At 49.0% G+C, this 17,257-nt stretch carries 17 protein-coding genes; 9 read left to right on the top strand and 8 right to left on the bottom strand.

Going from position 1 to position 17,257, the window contains the following annotated elements; all coding sequences use genetic code 11:
* The first annotated feature begins 89 nt into the window (after positions 1 to 89).
* Positions 90 to 980, top strand: coding sequence for a CNNM domain-containing protein (locus NC981_RS16190; protein WP_348243892.1), 891 nt, complete (start codon positions 90 to 92; stop codon positions 978 to 980).
* Complete coding sequence (locus NC981_RS16185) at positions 973 to 1,890, top strand: folate-binding protein (RefSeq protein WP_348243891.1); 918 nt, start codon at positions 973 to 975, stop codon at positions 1,888 to 1,890. The genes NC981_RS16190 and NC981_RS16185 overlap by 8 nt, the downstream gene beginning before the upstream one ends.
* A 21-nt stretch (positions 1,891 to 1,911) precedes the next feature.
* Here NC981_RS16185 and NC981_RS16180 read toward each other — a convergent pair whose 3' ends face one another.
* A complete protein-coding gene (locus tag NC981_RS16180; RefSeq protein WP_348243890.1) occupies positions 1,912 to 2,433 on the bottom strand; it encodes a DUF4330 domain-containing protein in 522 nt (173 codons plus the stop codon).
* Positions 2,434 to 2,624: 191 nt separating this feature from the next.
* Between NC981_RS16180 and NC981_RS16175 the strand changes: the two genes are divergently transcribed.
* Entirely contained in the window at positions 2,625 to 3,455 is an 831-nt protein-coding gene (locus tag NC981_RS16175) for a M48 family metallopeptidase (RefSeq protein ID WP_348243889.1), read from the top strand.
* A 51-nt stretch (positions 3,456 to 3,506) separates the two neighbouring features.
* On the opposite strand, the gene NC981_RS16170 is transcribed toward NC981_RS16175, so the two are convergent.
* A complete protein-coding gene (locus NC981_RS16170) occupies positions 3,507 to 4,262 on the bottom strand; it encodes a metallophosphoesterase family protein (protein ID WP_348243888.1) in 756 nt (251 codons plus the stop codon).
* Positions 4,263 to 4,508: 246 nt separating this feature from the next.
* Positions 4,509 to 5,231 carry a DUF1995 family protein gene (locus NC981_RS16165; protein ID WP_190377961.1) on the bottom strand — a complete coding sequence of 241 codons (723 nt, stop codon included), beginning with the start codon at positions 5,229 to 5,231 and terminating at the stop codon, positions 4,509 to 4,511.
* A 76-nt stretch (positions 5,232 to 5,307) separates the two neighbouring features.
* On the opposite strand from NC981_RS16165, the gene NC981_RS16160 reads away from it, so the two are divergent.
* Positions 5,308 to 6,207, top strand: a complete 900-nt coding sequence (locus tag NC981_RS16160) for a class II fructose-bisphosphate aldolase (protein WP_348243887.1) — start codon at positions 5,308 to 5,310, stop codon at positions 6,205 to 6,207.
* A 52-nt stretch (positions 6,208 to 6,259) separates the two neighbouring features.
* On the opposite strand, the gene NC981_RS16155 is transcribed toward NC981_RS16160, so the two are convergent.
* Positions 6,260 to 6,865, bottom strand: coding sequence for a TetR/AcrR family transcriptional regulator (locus tag NC981_RS16155; protein ID WP_348243886.1), 606 nt, complete (start codon positions 6,863 to 6,865; stop codon positions 6,260 to 6,262).
* Positions 6,866 to 6,967: 102 nt separating this feature from the next.
* Here NC981_RS16155 and NC981_RS16150 point away from each other — a divergent pair, with 102 nt between their 5' ends.
* The 4 genes from NC981_RS16150 to NC981_RS16135 are packed head-to-tail and all read left to right on the top strand — an operon-like array spanning position 6,968 to position 12,427.
* Entirely contained in the window at positions 6,968 to 8,263 is a 1,296-nt protein-coding gene (locus NC981_RS16150) for an HlyD family efflux transporter periplasmic adaptor subunit (RefSeq protein WP_348243885.1), read from the top strand.
* Between the two features lie 2 nt (positions 8,264 to 8,265).
* Entirely contained in the window at positions 8,266 to 10,197 is a 1,932-nt protein-coding gene (locus NC981_RS16145; RefSeq protein WP_348243884.1) for an ATP-binding cassette domain-containing protein, read from the top strand.
* Positions 10,194 to 11,300 carry an ABC transporter permease gene (locus tag NC981_RS16140; RefSeq protein ID WP_348243883.1) on the top strand — a complete coding sequence of 369 codons (1,107 nt, stop codon included), beginning with the start codon at positions 10,194 to 10,196 and terminating at the stop codon, positions 11,298 to 11,300. The genes NC981_RS16145 and NC981_RS16140 overlap by 4 nt, the downstream gene beginning before the upstream one ends.
* 5 nt (positions 11,301 to 11,305) lie before the next feature.
* Entirely contained in the window at positions 11,306 to 12,427 is a 1,122-nt protein-coding gene (locus NC981_RS16135) for an ABC transporter permease (protein WP_348243882.1), read from the top strand.
* Positions 12,428 to 12,491: 64 nt separating this feature from the next.
* On the opposite strand, the gene NC981_RS16130 is transcribed toward NC981_RS16135, so the two are convergent.
* Positions 12,492 to 13,100, bottom strand: coding sequence for a chorismate lyase (locus NC981_RS16130; protein ID WP_348243881.1), 609 nt, complete (start codon positions 13,098 to 13,100; stop codon positions 12,492 to 12,494).
* Between the two features lie 27 nt (positions 13,101 to 13,127).
* On the opposite strand from NC981_RS16130, the gene NC981_RS16125 reads away from it, so the two are divergent.
* Positions 13,128 to 13,559 (top strand): hypothetical protein, encoded by a 432-nt coding sequence (locus NC981_RS16125; protein ID WP_348243880.1) that lies wholly within the window; start codon positions 13,128 to 13,130, stop codon positions 13,557 to 13,559.
* A 55-nt stretch (positions 13,560 to 13,614) separates the two neighbouring features.
* Here the strand turns inward: NC981_RS16125 and NC981_RS16120 are convergent, their stop codons facing one another.
* From NC981_RS16120 to NC981_RS16110, 3 genes are read right to left on the bottom strand one after another with little or no spacing between them, the layout of a single operon-like run.
* Positions 13,615 to 14,535: a class I SAM-dependent methyltransferase gene (locus NC981_RS16120; protein WP_348243879.1), complete on the bottom strand. Its 921-nt coding sequence runs from the start codon at positions 14,533 to 14,535 to the stop codon at positions 13,615 to 13,617.
* Positions 14,529 to 15,788, bottom strand: a complete 1,260-nt coding sequence (locus NC981_RS16115) for a glycosyltransferase (protein ID WP_348243878.1) — start codon at positions 15,786 to 15,788, stop codon at positions 14,529 to 14,531. Before NC981_RS16115 ends, NC981_RS16120 begins: the two co-directional genes overlap by 7 nt.
* 51 nt (positions 15,789 to 15,839) lie before the next feature.
* A complete protein-coding gene (locus NC981_RS16110) occupies positions 15,840 to 17,255 on the bottom strand; it encodes a hypothetical protein (RefSeq protein ID WP_348243877.1) in 1,416 nt (471 codons plus the stop codon).
* Positions 17,256 to 17,257: the final 2 nt, after the last annotated feature.

The raw sequence follows: 17,257 nt of genomic DNA, 5'->3' as shown, positions 1-17,257 counted from the left end.
CTAGGATCACTAAGATCGTTGAGTAATCTTTACATTAGGGTTCCCAAACACCCGACCTCATCGTGCTGCGAACACTGGGAGAAACCATTTTGACGACTCTTGAGACATTTGAAATTGAAACCGCAGAAACGCTGGTCAGATTAGCAGTCTTGCTAATTTTTGTGGTCGCTGTTGCGTTCTTTGTGGCAGCAGAACTGGCTATCGTGTCTGCCTCAAAAGGCGAAATCGACTCGCTCGCCCGTCAAAGCGATCGCCCTGGAACTCAAAAAGCCGCTCAACTGGTTCAGAAGGCGCAAAACAATCTCGGACAGTATCTCTCTGTAACGCAAACTGGAACGACGGCTGGAAGCCTCTTACTCGGATGGTTAGGAGAAGGCGCAACCGTTCATTGGATTGAGCCTTGGATCAGTTTGCTGCCGATTGGACATCTTTCTGTGATGATTACAACGCATACGATCGCAACCACGATCGCGTTTCTGATTGTGACTTACGTTGAAATCGTATTAGGTGAACTGGTACCAAAAGTATTGGCGGCTCATGCTCCAGAAAAAACTGCGCTGTTGCTAATTCGTCCGCTTCAGATTTGCTCTTATTTATTTTTTCCAGCCTTGGTCATTCTCAATGCAACGGTACGATTGTTAACTGGACGGATTACCAATCGCGATCGCATTACCGAAGATGAATTTATTCGTAAAGATGAGTATTCTGTGCTGTTAGCTGGAACGGCTGATCTCACAATCGTCAATCAACAATTGCATCTCAGCTTGCCTGCGAGTGATGCCTATCGAACGGTGGCAGGGTTTATGATTCATCACTTAAATCGAGTTCCGGCAACGGGAGATCGACTCCAGTGGGGTGAATTGGAGTTTGAAGCCACCCGCGTGGTAGAAAATCAAATAGAAACGCTTTTATTGCGTCAGGTGACCCGCCCCCTAGAAGGTACACCCGAAAAAACCCTAGCCGCTAGTTCTTATGAGTGAAACAATCAATTCTGGTGTCGTGTTTTACGATCGCACCCCTTGGGGACGCATCACGGTGTCAGATACCGATCGTCTTAATTTTCTCCACAATCAAAGCACTAATACTTTCAAACTCAGAAAGCCGGGTGAAGGCTGTGATACGGTTTTTCTCACCTCGACGGCAAGAACGATCGATCTCGTAACCGCTTACATTCTCGAAGATTCCGTTTTACTGCTGGTTTCACCGGGAATGAGCGAGAAAATTATGGCGTTCCTCGATCGCTATATCTTCTTCGCAGACAAGGTGAAGCTCACCGATGTGACTGAACAAACCGCAGCGTTTAGCCTGCTGGGTGCAAAAAGTCATGACATCGTAAAAGCACTGGGCGCAGAGGATTTAATCAATCAGCCTTATGGAACGCATTGCCTCGTTGATCAGATTCGGATTGCCGTCGGTAGTGGTTTGGCAACCGAGGGCTATACCTTAATCTGCGATCGTAGTCTCAACCTGAAGCAAAAACTAATTGACCTTGGCGTAACCGAAATCGATGATTCTGCCTGGAACACGCTCCGGATCGAACAAGGTCGCCCGCTGCCTGGAACTGAACTCACCGAGGATTACAATCCGCTTGAAGCGGGACTCTGGCACACGATTTCTTTTAACAAAGGCTGTTATATCGGACAAGAAACGATCGCCCGTCTTGACACTTACAACGGCGTGAAACAACAGCTTTGGGGAGTGAAGCTCAATCAACCGGTAGAACCGGGAACCCCCGTCAGGATTGAGGATGAAAAAGTGGGCATCGTTACAAGCGTTACAGGGTCGATCGGGCTTGCGTACATCCGCACAAAAGCAGGCGGTGCAGGCTTAAACGTCGATTTAGGTGAAATTATTGACCTTCCCTATTTGACTCGTGAGAAGCAGGCTTAACTGCTCCTCACTCAGTCGAGATCACGCTTTTTTATTCACCCGAATTGCCACAACGCTACTTGCGAAGTTGTAAGTCGGCCCATCAAGCTCGATTAGCGTTCCCACTTTGACTTTTTCGCCACCCAGCACAGGCGTTCCATCTACCACTGGAACTTCATTTGTCAGCGTCAGCAGCATATCGGTCGTCAAGGCCAGCTCCGGACGAGGATCAGGGAATACCTTCAGCGTACCGTCAGGCTGTGGAGTGGCAACGGTACGCGGTAAAAACCGAATCTGCTTCAAGGTTGCCGTTCCTGAAGGCTGCTTTCGCACCAGAATATTCGTCGTCTCGCCAGGCTTGACAAAACTCTTCGGATCACTGGCACCTAATCCGCGCACCATTACATCCACCTCGACAGGCTGACGTGCCCCTTGCGCCACTGACCCCGATGCCCCTGGAAAAATAAAGATTCCGAACACCACCAGCAGCAGAACGATCGCCGCACCCACATCTAGGATGCTGACTTTACCAAAGAGCCGACCTTGGGAATCCACAATAGCCATAATAATGCTTAGTCTAGATGTCGTCTGCGTTGCCCCTGCTTAAAATCAAACACAATCAACGCCAGTCAAGATTAGCACGACTCCGTGAAGCGATCGAGCAAAATTCTAGTTCTCCCGCAACTAAATTTGATCGAATTGCGTCTTGACCAAAATGTTGACCAAAGCGCCTCACGCATTTTTTCTACCGCTCTATGATTACAAAAACTTTGCGTCGCCGTTGGCTGTATCCAGTCTTATCGATCGCCATGGCTACCGGAATTTTCTTCGGTCAGCCGCTGATTGCTCAAGCTATCTCCTGGGGAGATTTGCTCCGGGGGGGAGTCCAGATTTTTCAAGGCGTCCAGCTTTCCCGCCTCAGCGATAACCAAGAAGCCGAACTCGGTCGCCAAATTAACGACGAACTTACCCGCTCTCAAGTCCGAATTGTGAGCGATCGCGCCTTAACTGCCTATGTCAATGAGATCGGTCAACGGCTCGCAGCCAGTAGCGATCGACCCAATATTCGCTATACGTTCCAAGTCGTCGATCAAAACAGCATTAATGCGTTTGCCACCATGGGCGGTTATGTCTACGTGCACCGAGGGCTATTAAACGCGGCAGACAATGAAGCTCAACTCGCCAGCGTCATCAGTCATGAAATTGGACATATTACCGGAAAACACGCTCTAAACCAAATGCGTCAGGCGGCTGTTCAACAGGGATTACTCGCAGCGGGGGGACTCGATCGCAGCACAGCCGTGAATCTCGGTGTTCAGCTTGCTCTACGCTTACCCAATAACCGCCGCGATGAGTACGATGCGGATGCACGCGGATTACGCACCTTTAGCCGTGCGGGATATGCTCAATCCGAAATGGTCGCCTTTATGCGAAAACTGCTTAGATCAGCTTCGCCTCCCACCTTTCTTGCCAATCACCCTGCGACTTCCGATCGCATTACCCGTCTGCAACAACTGATTAGTGCTAGCCCCAGTCCCGGACGTGCGGGAACGGATGCTGCCAGCTATCGATCGCGCCTCCGCTAAAACCAAAGAACTCGGAGCGATAGAACGCTTCGAGTTTCATTGAATCTAAACTTAGAGCCTTAATGCCTGTTGTCGCCCGCGTTTTCGAGGTTCAACAGGCATCACAATTTCATCCAACATTAAAGTCCGCACCTGATTCGTGTAGACGTTAACCTGATACACTCGCTGAGCATCAATCTCTAACGCGGTCAGCCACCCGCTTTTTGGATGGTATGCGCCGGTGTCGATGTCGATCCAACCTTGTCCACAGGCAACTGCGCCCGGTACAACTCCCTGAAACGTAAACGTGATCGTGTGCCCAGTAATAATTGTTTTATCGGGAAAATAGGGCTGTCTCGAACTATGGAACTCATCCCGAATCCAGCAGAACTCTGAATGCCCTTGCTGCTCGATCGGGAGATCAGGATTAACGCCCGCATGAACCAACCAAACATCTCCTAAGTCTAAATAGGTCGGCAAGGTGCGAATCCACTTAACGTGTTCAGCGAGCAGATCCATTGCGTTATAGCTCGAAACCGTCGCTCGTCCCCCACTTTGTAACCATGCTTGAAGTGCAGGCGGATAAACTTGTTCATTCGGAAACGCTTCGAGCAGCAGATGCTCGTGATTGCCGAGCAGCGATTGATAGGGGCTATTTTTGACAAATTCAATCACCTCGCAGCTTTGGGGGCCGCGATCGATTAAATCTCCGAGAAAATAGACCTGATCTTGCGATCCAGGTGCGATCGTGTCGAGCAAGTTCATCATCCCTTCGTAGTGACCATGCACATCTCCAATCACAATTCGACGTGCGGGTTGCTGACTCATGCGATCGTCCTTCGGAAACACTTAAGACTAGAAATTAGACACTGAAATACGAGAACAGTGGCTTGAGTATATGCCACAATTACGAGCCGTCCACCCCAGAGATGAACGATACTCATAAAATCCTCATGTTTTCTAGGATGCTATCCTCATTGCCTCTATGGTGCATCAGAAATTTCTCGATCGTAAAGTTGGTGCCCAAGCGGATGAGAAAGCACGGTGATATTGGGAAGGAACGCCCTAGCCTTTTTATCTCCCCAGCGCTTTGAGAAATTGCTGAAAGCCGGCAAATAGTCCAGGCTTTGTGGCTTGTCCCAAGACTCCTGCAAAGATTTCGTCCAGTCTTTCGGAGTCTGGGCGCTCTTGTTCTTCAGCAATCAGTTGATACTCGCCGTCGGGAGCATACCAGACTTGCCAAGGAGATGGGTAACAGCGCAAAATTGCCGATTGATCATCCAGCGGGCGCAAATAATAGCAAGGCTCGATCGTGTCTAAAAATCGCAGTCTCAATTGTCGTCCCGCATATCCAATCCCGATCATTGCCACATCTTCGAGCCTGGGATTGAGCAAGATCACCGGACGTTCGCCTGCAGCATTACAAATCTGCTCGACGGGATTCACTTCTACCGAACTCGGCGCAACGAAAACATAGAGTTCGTCTTCAGGCTCGACTTGTTCCTCGACTGGAGTAGTTTGACGCGAACCTGCCACATCTAAGCTACGAATTTTAAACGGAACGTCTTGCCAATCTCGCTTTGCCAGCGCTGCAAATCCAGCATCCGTGAAAAATAGCTTTAATCCTTCACCTCGATCGCGAAAAATTGAAATAAATTTCTCTGCGATCGGCATCGCTTTTAGTTCTGGAAACACAAGCTCAACTTGTAAGCGGGTGTATCCTGCTGCAAGTGCAGCTTGAGTCGCGCTTTGGGCTTGAGCGATCGCGTCATCTAAGGTATCCGGCAGTCCAGTCATATCAGGTTGTCTTAAAACAGCAGTATTCCAGCAAGGCTTATCGTACAATGCCTTTATTCTAGAGGAACGACGGCTCATGCTGACTTCGACACGGGAATTGCTGGAAACAGCGCGACGGAATATTTACGCGATCGGCGCGTTCAACGTCTACAACCTCGAAGGAGTCAAGGCAGTGATCAGCGCTGCTGAGGTGAGCCGCAGCCCCGCGATGCTACAACTGCATCCCAGCGCGCTGAAATACGGCAATTCTCCGCTGGTGGCGATGTGCCTGGAAGCAGCAGCAGCGGCGACGGTTCCGATTTCTGTTCATCTTGATCACAGCACTTCGGTTAAAGATATCGATCGCGTTTTACAAGAAGGTGTGCGATCGATTATGGCGGATGGTTCTCCGATGCCGTATGAGAAAAATCTGGAATTCACCCGCGACATGACCCGATTGGCGCATTCCTACAGCGCGATCGTCGAAGCTGAAATCGGACGGATCAGTGGCACCGAAGATGGATTAACGATCGCCGAAAAAGAAGCGAAAATGACCGACCCACAGCAAGCGGTTGAGTTTGTCCAAGCGACAAACGTTGACGCGCTGGCGGTGACGATCGGCAATGTTCACGGCGAGTATAAAAGCCCCCCTCGTCTAGATTTTCCCCGATTGGAGCGCATTCGCAATTTATTAGACATCCCGCTGGTGCTGCATGGCGCATCGGGCTTACCTGCGGAAATGATTGCCCAATCGATTCAACTCGGTGTCTGTAAGTTCAATGTCAATACCGAAGTGAGACAAGCTTATATGCAGGCATTAAAAGATGAAATTTGCGGTCAGGGCGACAAGGATTTATTAGAAGTGACTGGAGAAGCGATCGCGGCAATGCAAGAGGTGATCATTGATAAATTAGAGCTTTTCGGCTCTGTTGGCAAAGCTCACTTGCATGAAACGCCTTACGCTACCGTTTTAGCCGCTGCTGCACACCGAAACTAGCCTGTAGCAAAATGAGCAGAGGCGATCTAACCGCTTTTTGGATCTATTGGATCTAATCGCTTCTTGAATGGCTGACAATCAGCGCAATTAGCTGATCAACGATGCGATCGCGGGACAAATCAATCCAAGTTTCACCATGCAGCATTTTTTGCAAAATTACCCAAGATACCAGTGAGCCAAAGAAGATTTGGGCGATCGCTTCCGGGTCGTCAATCTTTAATTCTGGATGATGCCGGAAGTATTCACAAAGTAATTTCTTACCGCGCTGTGCTACCGTTTCAACAAACAGTTTTGCTAGCTCTGGGAATCGCTCTGATTCACCAATGACAATCCGTAGGAGCGAGACATACTGACTGTTATCCACCACTTGCGTAAAGTAGATTTCTGCTAATTTCCGCAGCAGCGTTTCAGGGTCAATCTGGTGCGGATCAAGTTGAAATACCACCTCGAATCGGGTGAGCGTTTCGCCTTCAATTAATGACCGGAACAAACCTTCCTTGTCCTGGAAGTAACTATAAATAGTTTGCTTAGAAACACCTGCTTCAGCAGCAATGCGATCCATACTGGTTCCTGCATAGCCCGATCGCAAAAACACAGCCATTGCACCTTTGAGAATCTGATTCCGTTTTGCAGATTGGCGTTCACTCGTCACTGGCATTGGTTAACTTTTTCAACGGATAATCGTTTAATCATACTAGACCGTCTAGTATGATGTGTATTCTGCAAATAGAACTTTGCACTCAGAATCTTGCCTTGTCTTATGACTCAGATACTTCCCCAGCCAGCGAATCAAGCTCCGAGTGCGCCGACGACAAAGCCCTCTCGACGATCGAAGAAAATGCTGATCCTTCCGGGGTTGATTGCGATCGCAGGGATTGGGTTTGCAACCTGGCGATTGATGCCGCAACCTGAAGCGACAACTTTGCCGCTGAGTGGACGGATTGAGGCAGACGAAACTGAGATTGGGGCGAAAACGGCGGGGCGCGTGACGGCGGTGAAGTTCCGCGAAGGCGATGCAGTGCAGAAAAATCAGGTGGTGGCACAGCTCACCGATGAGGAAGTGAATGAGCAATTAAGCGCCACCGCCGCGCAAGTGGCAGCAGCGCGGCAGGAAGAGCAACAAGCTCGATTAGACATTGCTGTGGCAGAAAGCAAAATTCAAGAAGCGCAATTAAATCTGCAACAGTCCCAAGGCGATGCGCGGGGACGAATTAATCAGGCATCTTCGACTGTAGCAGCAGTGCGAGCGCAGTTAGCGCAAGCAAACGCCAATGTCAAACAGGCACAAGCCCAGTTGAAAGAAGCCCGATCGAGAGCGAGTCTTGCCGTTAAAGATCGCGATCGTTTTGCTCAGTTAGTCACGCAAGGAGCGATCAACAAACAACAGTTTGACCAAGCCCAAACGAATGTTGAAACAGCTCAGGCTGCGGTAGATACGGCACTGGCAACCCTACAAGCGCGTCAAGAAGCAGTGACGGCTGCAAGCGAACAATTGAGCGCGGCTCAAGGTGGATTTACTCAAACCCAAAGCACCGGATTAAATCCCGACATTCGTAGCGCTCAGCTAGCTGGACTCGAACAACAACGCGACCAATCGCGATCGCGATTAATCGCAGCCCAAGCGAAAGTGAGAAATGCGTTAGCCAATCAACAGCAAATTCAAAGACGATTAGATTCGTTTGTCGTGAGAAGTCCGATTCATGGCGTTGTGACCGCTCGACCTATTGAACCTGGGGCTGTTGTGGCTACCGGAAAAACATTGTTGACCGTAATTGACTTGAATACGGTTTATCTGCGCGGCTACATTCCGCAAGGTGACATCGGTAAAGTGCGGGTGGGTCAACGCGCTCAGGTGTTTCTTGACTCGAACCCGAAGCAGCCATTGAGCGCGAGAGTTGCCGCGATCGATCCAAAAGCTTCTTTCACACCAGAGAACATTTATTTCCGCGACGATCGGGTCAAACAAGTATTTGGGGTGAAGATTACGATCGATGATCCGAGGGGATATGCCAAGCCCGGAATGCCTGCGGATGGGGAAATTATGCTTAAGGAGTAGACATGACTTCAGCCCTTGAACTCACTCCAAATGTTTCTTACAGCGCAACAGATTCGATCATTCGAGTGCATCAGTTGCATAAACATTACGGGCGGATTGCTGCGGTTCGTGGAATTGATTTTAGTGTAGCTCCCGGTGAGTTATTTGGCTTGATTGGCCCTGATGGAGCAGGCAAAACAACGACCTTTCACATCCTTAGTGGCATTATGGAAGCGACAGCCGGGGAAGTTCAAGTTCTGGGCTTGCCTGCACGGGATGCTCGATTGCAGATTGGTTATCTCACCCAGCAATTTTCGTTGTACTTAGATTTGAGCATCAATGAGAACTTACAGTATGTTGCAGGGTTGCGAGAAGTCCCGGAGCCATTATTTCAAGAGCGACGCGCTAAGTATCTCAAGTTGATGAGCTTGGATCAATTTGGCGATCGTCTGGCTGGACAGTTATCCGGTGGCATGAAACAAAAGCTTGCACTCTGTGGCGCACTGGTTTCACAGCCGAAAGTTTTATTGTTAGATGAACCGACAACCGGAGTTGATCCAGTCTCCCGGCGGGAGTTTTGGGATGTGTTAGCGGCATTAACCGCAGAAGGCGTGACGATTGTGGTTGCAACGCCCTATCTCGATGAAGCAGAACGCTGTAATCGGGTGGCATTGATGTATGACGGAATAATTCAACAAATTGGAACGCCGGCTCAACTGCGCCACGGTTTAGGCTTACATCGTATCGAAGTTCATACGCCCCAGCTTGAAATCGCTGAACAAGCCCTAAGCGAGAGTGCTGCCATTACAGATGTGCAGACATTTGGCGATCGTTTAGATGTGTTAGCGGCTGATCCGGATGCCGGAGAACGAGAAATTCGATCTAGGTTTTGCGATCAGCATCTCAGCTTAACTTCACTACGAGCCGCAGAGCCAACGTTAGAGAATGTCTTTGTTACTAGACTCAGACAGCAAGGATCAGCCCCACAGATTTTAGAGTTTCCGCGTGGACGATCGAGCCGTAAGTCCCCGGAAGACATTGCGATTTATGCTCAGAATCTAAATCGAGTGTTTGGTACATTCCAAGCGGTTAAAAATGTCGATGTAGAAGTTCGCTACGGTGAAATTTTCGGCTTGCTTGGAGCAAATGGAGCCGGAAAAACCACAACCATTAAAATGCTTTGTGGATTGTTACCCGCAAGTTCTGGAGAGATTGCATTGGGTGGAGAATGCGGCAATCTTCGCAGTAGCGATCTCAGGAAGCGAATCGGCTACATGAGTCAGAAATTTACGCTGTATGATGACTTATCGATCGTGCAGAACCTGCAATTCTATAGCGGTGTGTATGGCGTTCCACGCAAGCTGCGCCGCGAGAAGATTGATTGGGTGTTAGCGACTTGCGGACTTGAAGGACAGGAAAATATGCTTACGGGACAGCTACCTGGAGGCTGGAAGCAGCGCGTTGCCTTCGGAGCTTCTGTGTTGCACGAACCCGATATCTTATTCCTGGATGAACCCACCTCCGGCGTTGATCCATTAGCACGGCGGCAATTCTGGCGATTGATCAATGACTTTGCTCGGAATGGAACTGCAATTCTAGTCACAACACACTATCTCGAAGAAGCAGAACAATGTAATCGCCTGAGCTTTATGGTGGCAGGTGAAACTGTCTTAGAAGGTTCACCGAGTCAAATTAAAGCGGCACAGCCCGGACAGTTAATCGAAGTTGTGCTGAATCAAACTCAAGCCGCATCGAACTTGCTGAAACAACAGATGGAGAGTTGGCGCGTGTCTATTTTTGCCGATCGCTTGCACGTCGTGATTGATCATCCCGAAGAAATCGAACAGCTACGATCGCGCCTCATCGCCGCCAACCTATCCCCTATCTCCCTACTCCCCATCCCCTACTCACTCGAAGATGCCTTTATCGGAGTCGTTCAACGCGCCCAACTATGAAACGCATTCTTGCTCAATGTAAAAAAGAACTGGCTCAGTTTCGCCGCGATCGTCTCACTCTAGCGCTGGCGTTCATTTTGCCAACGATGACCCTGTTTATCTTTGGGTTTGCGATTCGACTCGAAGCCAAGAACATTGTGTTGATAGTACAAGACTTCGATCGCAGCAACTTAAGCCAAGCCTACACAGAGCGACTGTATGCGACCAATCAATTCGCTCCGGTGCAGTGGAGCGGGCTTGATCCGGTTCGAGATGGCATCGATCGAGGACTTGCTAAAGCTGCGGTGATTATTCCGTCAAAGTTTAGTAGTGATGTTCAAGCAGGGCGAACCAGTACCGTACAAGTGCTGATTGATGGAACCGATGTGAACAATGCGCGAGTGATTAAAAACAGTATTCAAGCCTTTACTAAGGTGTTTATTCAAGATCAGAACTTGGCGCAGTCACAGCCGAAGATTCTTCCTCGGATTCGACTGTGGTTTAATCCGGGTCGGCAAGAGTCGCTTTACATTGTTCCCGGTGTCTTTGGGGTGATTCTGGCAATCTATCCCAGTCTACTCGCTGCTCTGGCAATGTCCCGTGAGAAAGAACAAGGCACAATCTTGCAAACCTATGCTTCTAGCATCAGTGCGGCTGAATTATTGCTAGGAAAATGTCTAGCTTATTTTATCGTTGGCATCGGTCAGGCGTTGTTTGTAATTGGCTTGGGGTGCGCGGTTTGGCGACTTGGATTTGCGGGTGATCCGACCCCTTTGTTTGTTGGAGGTGCAATCTTTCTGATTGCTAGTGTGATGTTTGGATTGTTTATCGGAGTCAGAGCGAACAATCGATCGGTGGCAGTGCAAGGTGTAGCAACAGCAGGATTTTTACTCGCGTTATTGTTGTCAGGATTTATTTACCCACTGCATAACATTCCTTTTCCGCTATCGCTGGTGACCAACATTGTTCCGGCTCGGTACTTTATTGAAATTTCTCGTGATGCCTTTGTTCGAGGAACAGGTTGGTCTGGTGTTTGGCTCGCTCCCTTGCTGCTCGCAGTGCTTGCTTTTGTCTTGTTTAGTCTTTCCCGCCGCATTCTCGGCCGGATGCAACTTCCTGGGTAATTGATATGAATCTCTTTCGACGTTTCTTAGAAAGCCGTTTCTTTGTGCTTGCAGTCAAGGAAATTAGTCAGATTCTGCGGAATAAACAACTGATCTTCTTGCTGGTGTTCCCACCAACCATACAACTGCTAATTTTCGGATTTGCACTGAGTCCGAATGTGGAGCATATCAAACTCGGCGTGATGGATTACTCGAACACACCGATGAGCCGCGAACTTACCGCAGCAATGACGGCGAACGGGGTCTTTGATGTGAAGTCAAGGACGATCGACGAAACCGACCTAAGCAATCAAGTGAGACGCGGCGATGTCACGGCAGGGTTAGTGATTCCGACGGATTTTAATCGATCGCTCCACAGCGATCGACCGGCTGAAGTTCAAGTCCTGATTGATGCGGTCGATGCCAACACTGCAGGAATCGCCAGTGGCTACGCCACTCAGATCATCAATCAGTTTGGGCGGCAATTTACGCCTGAAGCTGTGCCTCCGATTCAAACTGAAGCCACGATTCTCTACAATCCGGGTCTTGTTTCCAGTTGGTTTATCGTTCCGGGTGTGATTGGGTTAGTGTTGAATTTAGGTAGTTCGCTTGTGTCTACATCTGCTGTAGTGCGCGAGAAAGATACGGGAACTTTGGAGCAGCTTCTGATGACCCCGGCGGCAGACTGGGAAATTATCTTAGCGAAAGTGGTTCCGTTGTTTGTTCTGCTGCTGGGTGAAGTGATGTTAGCGCTCTCGGTAGCGCACTTTATCTTTCAAGTGCCATTTCGAGGGAGTCTGCCGCTGTTCCTGTTTTTCTCTGGGCTGTATGCTTGTGTAGGAATTGGAGTTGGCTTTCTGCTAGCAACGATTTCACGCACGCAACAACAAGCCATTCTCACCTCGTTTTTTATCAATCTGCCTTTGATTCAGCTTTCAGGTGCGATCGCACCCGTTGAAAGTATGCCAAAGTTCTTCCAAATCCTGTCGCTTGCGAATCCGTTGCGCCACTATATCAAAATTGCGCGGGGAGTTTTGTTAAAGGGCAATGGGTTAGACGTGTTGTATCCAGAAGCGATCGCGCTATTTTGTTTCGCGATCGCGCTTTTGTATATCAGCACCAGTAAATTTCGTAGCCAGTTGAACTAGCTTGAAAAGCATTTTAGAAGCGCAATCGCACTTTAGATTAAGGATTAAGCGATCGCTCAAACATTCAAGCTTGCGCTTTGCCCAAATACTTCTCTAAGTAGGGTGAAAACACCTCATAAATCAGCGTAAACGGCTTGCCATGATGCCAGAACAAATAATGTCGCCCCCACAACGGAGTCGAATAGCCAAATGCTGCTTCTAATGCAGGCGATCGACCGTAATGTAAGCCTTTAATTTCGCGATACAACTCCAGGCGCGATCGCGATAAATTCGCCCAAACGGGCTGCGACTTATTCTGCAAATACTCGTCAACATGGCTCAATTCCCACCAAGAAGCAGCATAGCCTAAACGCTGACCTGAAGCAGTTTTCAGCCAAATCTGCCGCCGCAAGCGCTCAGCCGGAATTTGTGCGATCGCAGGGGGCGCGTTGTCGGTAGAGAAACCGATCGGAGACATATCCAGCACATCGACTTCGGTTCGCTCCCCGGTGAGAAGCTGCAAATGCCGAGTCGGAGAACCATCGCCCAGCAGCATCATTTGCCAAGCGGGAGAGAGTTTGCTGTGCGGTAAACCCTGCTGAATTTCGAGTTCGCTGGCTTCCCAGATCGGATCGAGACAATGCCAGGTCGTCGGCAGAATCGCGCTGTCGGTGGGTCGAATGATCGCAGTCACGCTGTTTACATAAGTTAACTTTCTCTTATGATAACGCTGCCTGCGCGTTCGCGCAGTGCAAACATCGATTCAGACACTCGGATTATGGCGCAGGTGGATCGGCTGAGTTTTGGTATTACAACTTTCCAGCTTGGCACGAAAATATCGAGTCATCGCGATCGACATGATGGGTTCGGGGAGTGGATTAATTTGCGTTATCCGATTTTTGCGCTACCGGGGCGCAAAGAGCCATTGATTCAGATGGCGCGGACAAATTTGAATTTACTAGGTGTGTGGGAATCAGTCTATCAGTCGCTTATGCAAAATCTTGCAAACATTACAGCACCCACATTAGTCATCTGGGGCAAGCAAGCTCGGATTATTCCGATCGCTCATGCTCACATTGCCGCGCAGAATTTGCCGAATGCAAAATTTCTCGTGGTGACCCGATTAATCGGGTCACCACGGTCACGGATGTAACGAATCAGGGATCTGCCTCATTAAATTGGGCTAATTCGACTTGTACCGTGTCATCTCAAAGCGTGTCATCTTGAGGGATGAGGGAGCGTTGAGCAACACACATCATCACCAGTGCCCCTTCTGCCGAATTAGGATTAACCCCACTCAGCCACTGTGCCAAACGAATGTTCCAAGAAGAGCGTCCGCACCTACCTTGAAGTACATCCGCTCCAGCAGTACGGTTGTGTGGAAAGAGCTTGACACTAAATCCCATTGGCTCCAAGGTGCTGTAGAAAAATTCAGGTGTCACGCCATCACCTGGACTATGATGAACTTCGGTCGCCACCATCCACTTTTGTTCCTCGCTCGTGGCATGTCCACCGCGCTTTAGCAGGCGATACAATGGTAGACGAACATTCCACAGCCAGTGCGCGATCCTATTGTTGCTCCACATCGTTTTTTGTAGATCGTGATCAGTGATTAACAATCCACCCGGACGCACGATTCGAGCAGCTTCACGTAACACTTGCCGCATATCATCACAGTGATGCAGCGTTCCATTAATTACAACAATATCGGCAAATTCGGAGATAAAGGGAAGGCGTTGAGCATCAGCAAGCACGGGTGTATATCCTAGCTCGGCGGCGATCTTAAGTCCCCCATGAGCAACATCGACTCCAATCAGATGATTTGGCACTCCACAATGATCGCGTAATGCAGCAAACACATTACCCGGACCGCATCCGATGTCTACGACAATCTTATCCTGCCAAGAACCCGTTATCGTAGACCAGCGTTCTTGAAACTCGCGATCGCGATGTACCGCGTCTAAATAGTTCTTTGCCCATTCAGGATGTCCAAAATAGTAAGCATTTGCCTCAATGCCAGGGGAAAGATGATCAATTGGGAATGATAAGACTTCATCTTTCCGAGTTGCAAGAGGTTGTTGTTCAACCGAGATGAAGGGTTCGAGCGATGTGTGATTCCGAGTCAACATATCTGAGTGCTTTTGTCAAAGATGGGACAGGAGATCGGCTGAAAGCAAGGTTCTTTCGGTAAAGGTTGCTTTGCGGCGATCGCGCGATAGGCAGGAATGAGCTGCTGCGCGATCGCTTGCCAAGAATAGCGGGATTGAGCAAGATGCTGCCCGTTTTTGCCAAGTTTTTCGCGCAGGTAGGGCTTCATTAATAGTTGTTCAATTGCCAAAGCTAAAGATTCAACGGTTTCTTCTACCACCAGCCCCGCATCGGCTGCTTCGATTTCTGGTGCAATTTGAATCCCGGGTGTGATCACCACTGGTAATCGAGCATTCAGAGCTTCTGCAACCGCAATTCCGAAGTTCTCAGAAAACGATGGCAACACAAACAAATCTGCGCCCTGTAATAAACAGTCTTTTAGCTTCCCTAATACTAATCCTGGAAATGTGATTCGATCGCTTAAATTTAGCGATTGAGCGATCGTGTGGAGCTTCTTCACATAAGCTGGATCACCGTCACCTGCGAGAATGGCATGAAACGATAAGCCTTGACTTGCTAGATGATGTAACGATTGTAGGAGCAGTTCAGGACGCTTTTTCGGATGTAGACGCGACAAGAATAGAACGATCGGCGTTTCATCGGAAATTTGGTACTTTTCGTGAATCAGCGATCGAGCATCTTCGATTTCAATCAGTGGGCTAACGCCAAGCGGTAAGGTAAGCGTTGGCGTGTCTACACCAAAGTTGCGGACATCTTCGACTTCAGATGGCGCAGTGCAGTGAATTGCGGCGGCTCGATCGAGATTGCGACGTTCGATAAGGGCGGCGTAAACTTGCTTTTTCACTAGGCGTTGTGAGAGTGCCCAAGGAGTAAGCTGTCCCATCGTGCGAACGGTATAGGGAACGCGATGCCAACGCGCGATCGCCGCCGCACAGGTTGGAGCATAGCAAAATAGGTAGTGATTATCTAAAACATCATAGTTCTGGGCATTCTGCCATAACCATCGCGTTGCAGCCGGAGAAAAGAGAAACTCTTTGAGTGCTGGGCGTTTGAAGGGCATAAACCAAACTGGAACATTCGCACCATCTTCTCGAAATTGATAGTTCACTCGCTGGGTGAGTGGAACATCTAGCTCAGTTGCGCCATCATGATTGGTGGTCAGAATCTCAGCGTCCACCCCCAATTGCTGCAATGCCCACACTAAATTCATTGCAACCTGTGGTGGCCCTCCCATGCTAGGGCTTAGCGAGGGAATCACGTGCAGAATTTTCATTTCATTTAACCGGGTTTAGAATTTATTTACAAGCAAGCATCGTCAATCTGATTACCGAATTAGTCCGCTTTTGCGGGCGACAATTAGCCCAATCACAGGTAGCATGGCAGTCGTGAGCCAAAACAAACTTCGCATTGTGATTGAGCCAGCAAAAAAACCAAGGGCGTAAACGACCATTGCATAGTCAGACTGTCGCTGCAATACCAGTCGATTCCACCAGTTTGCCAGCGCTCCCAAGAACAGAGAAGTTGCGATCACTCCCCAGTAGCCCGCCATCATATAAGCTTCACCAATGTATGTAGTCGCAAGCGTATAGCCTTCTACACCCGCAATTTCTTCGATGCTTACACTCAATCCTTCGGGTTTATTTGGTAGGAATACTCTGGGAATCGGTTTGATGATTGACCAAACTAGGATCTCACTACCAAGATAGTTGTGTGCTGAAGGAATTGCATCCGCAACAATACCGAGAGAAGCTAAATTGTAGTCAACTGAGAGCGTTTGTCGAACCGTATCACTGGCGTAAACTCGATTTTCAAGATAGTTCCGCAATCCAATGGTTCTAAATTCCAGCATATGGTAGGAGCCATAGGCCGCCACCCAGAATGTCAACGCAACTGGAATAATCGTGTTAATAAAGGTGTAGCGAGGCAAGGTTAGCAAGTAGCCCACAATGAAGGTGGCAAGATACGCCACAAAGACATTGCGAGTTCCCCCTGCAAAGCCTTGAAACATCGTTAATGCAAACACTGTCACCAATAGACTCTGTTGGTACAGAGGGATCAGATGGCGACGATTGCACAATACGCCAAACAGGGGTGGAATCGCATATCGTAGCAAGCCTAGCTCAATGATCAGGCTGCTTGCGCCTCCTAGCCTTGATCGCGTCCAAGGTTCGCTAAATCGTGCCCCCATCATCGCATTGATCATTTTAATGATGTCGAAATGGACGGACTGAAGCATATAAAGATAGCCCAGTACCGCTGATATCATGACGACTCGAAAGAGCATATTGGTCGAAACATCTTCAAAGTTAAGCCAGGAAGACTGCATGGCTTGCGGTTTGATCAGATGACGACCTATTGCAAAAGCGGCAAAGGCAACGAGAACGATCGCGACCGCATTGCGAGTTTGAGCAACGTCTAACAGCGTATTGAACTCTTCTTGAGGAAAGAGAAACTCCGCCAGAATCAGATAGTAGAGCGAAATTAAGCAAAGCAAATCGGTGCGAAAGAGATTTCGTAGTCCTCTTCTGCTGTCGAGATAGATGCTGGTCGTTAGTCCGATCGCAACTGGAATTGCAGCAGCTCTCGCAATTAATGCAGGCTGATCCGATGGAGACTGCATTCCTATAAATCCAAGCGCCACCCCACCGAGAATTGCTAAGGTTGCTGCACCAGAAGCAGAGGGAGGAAAATGCTCGACTTCGGAGTAGATGTCTTCTGAAAAATCACGGGAGAGTGCCATAG

The sequence above is a fragment of the Leptolyngbya sp. DQ-M1 genome (assembly GCF_039962505.1).
Classification (GTDB): Bacteria; Cyanobacteriota; Cyanobacteriia; order Leptolyngbyales; family Leptolyngbyaceae; genus Leptolyngbya.
The sequence above is the reverse complement of the archived record's forward strand: the minus strand, read 5'-3'. Positions and strand labels throughout refer to the sequence as shown.

Coding starts and splice junctions, on each gene's coding strand:
- NC981_RS16160 (WP_348243887.1), top strand. CDS start 5,308: ATGCTGACTTCGACACGGGAATTGCTGGAAACAGCGCGACGGAATATT.
- NC981_RS16135 (WP_348243882.1), top strand. CDS start 11,306: ATGAATCTCTTTCGACGTTTCTTAGAAAGCCGTTTCTTTGTGCTTGCA.
- NC981_RS16120 (WP_348243879.1), bottom strand. CDS start 14,535: ATGTTGACTCGGAATCACACATCGCTCGAACCCTTCATCTCGGTTGAA.
- NC981_RS16155 (WP_348243886.1), bottom strand. CDS start 6,865: ATGCCAGTGACGAGTGAACGCCAATCTGCAAAACGGAATCAGATTCTC.
- NC981_RS16140 (WP_348243883.1), top strand. CDS start 10,194: ATGAAACGCATTCTTGCTCAATGTAAAAAAGAACTGGCTCAGTTTCGC.
- NC981_RS16150 (WP_348243885.1), top strand. CDS start 6,968: ATGACTCAGATACTTCCCCAGCCAGCGAATCAAGCTCCGAGTGCGCCG.
- NC981_RS16185 (WP_348243891.1), top strand. CDS start 973: ATGAGTGAAACAATCAATTCTGGTGTCGTGTTTTACGATCGCACCCCT.
- NC981_RS16180 (WP_348243890.1), bottom strand. CDS start 2,433: ATGGCTATTGTGGATTCCCAAGGTCGGCTCTTTGGTAAAGTCAGCATC.
- NC981_RS16175 (WP_348243889.1), top strand. CDS start 2,625: ATGATTACAAAAACTTTGCGTCGCCGTTGGCTGTATCCAGTCTTATCG.
- NC981_RS16145 (WP_348243884.1), top strand. CDS start 8,266: ATGACTTCAGCCCTTGAACTCACTCCAAATGTTTCTTACAGCGCAACA.
- NC981_RS16115 (WP_348243878.1), bottom strand. CDS start 15,788: ATGAAAATTCTGCACGTGATTCCCTCGCTAAGCCCTAGCATGGGAGGG.
- NC981_RS16110 (WP_348243877.1), bottom strand. CDS start 17,255: ATGGCACTCTCCCGTGATTTTTCAGAAGACATCTACTCCGAAGTCGAG.
- NC981_RS16170 (WP_348243888.1), bottom strand. CDS start 4,262: ATGAGTCAGCAACCCGCACGTCGAATTGTGATTGGAGATGTGCATGGT.
- NC981_RS16165 (WP_190377961.1), bottom strand. CDS start 5,231: ATGACTGGACTGCCGGATACCTTAGATGACGCGATCGCTCAAGCCCAA.
- NC981_RS16125 (WP_348243880.1), top strand. CDS start 13,128: ATGATAACGCTGCCTGCGCGTTCGCGCAGTGCAAACATCGATTCAGAC.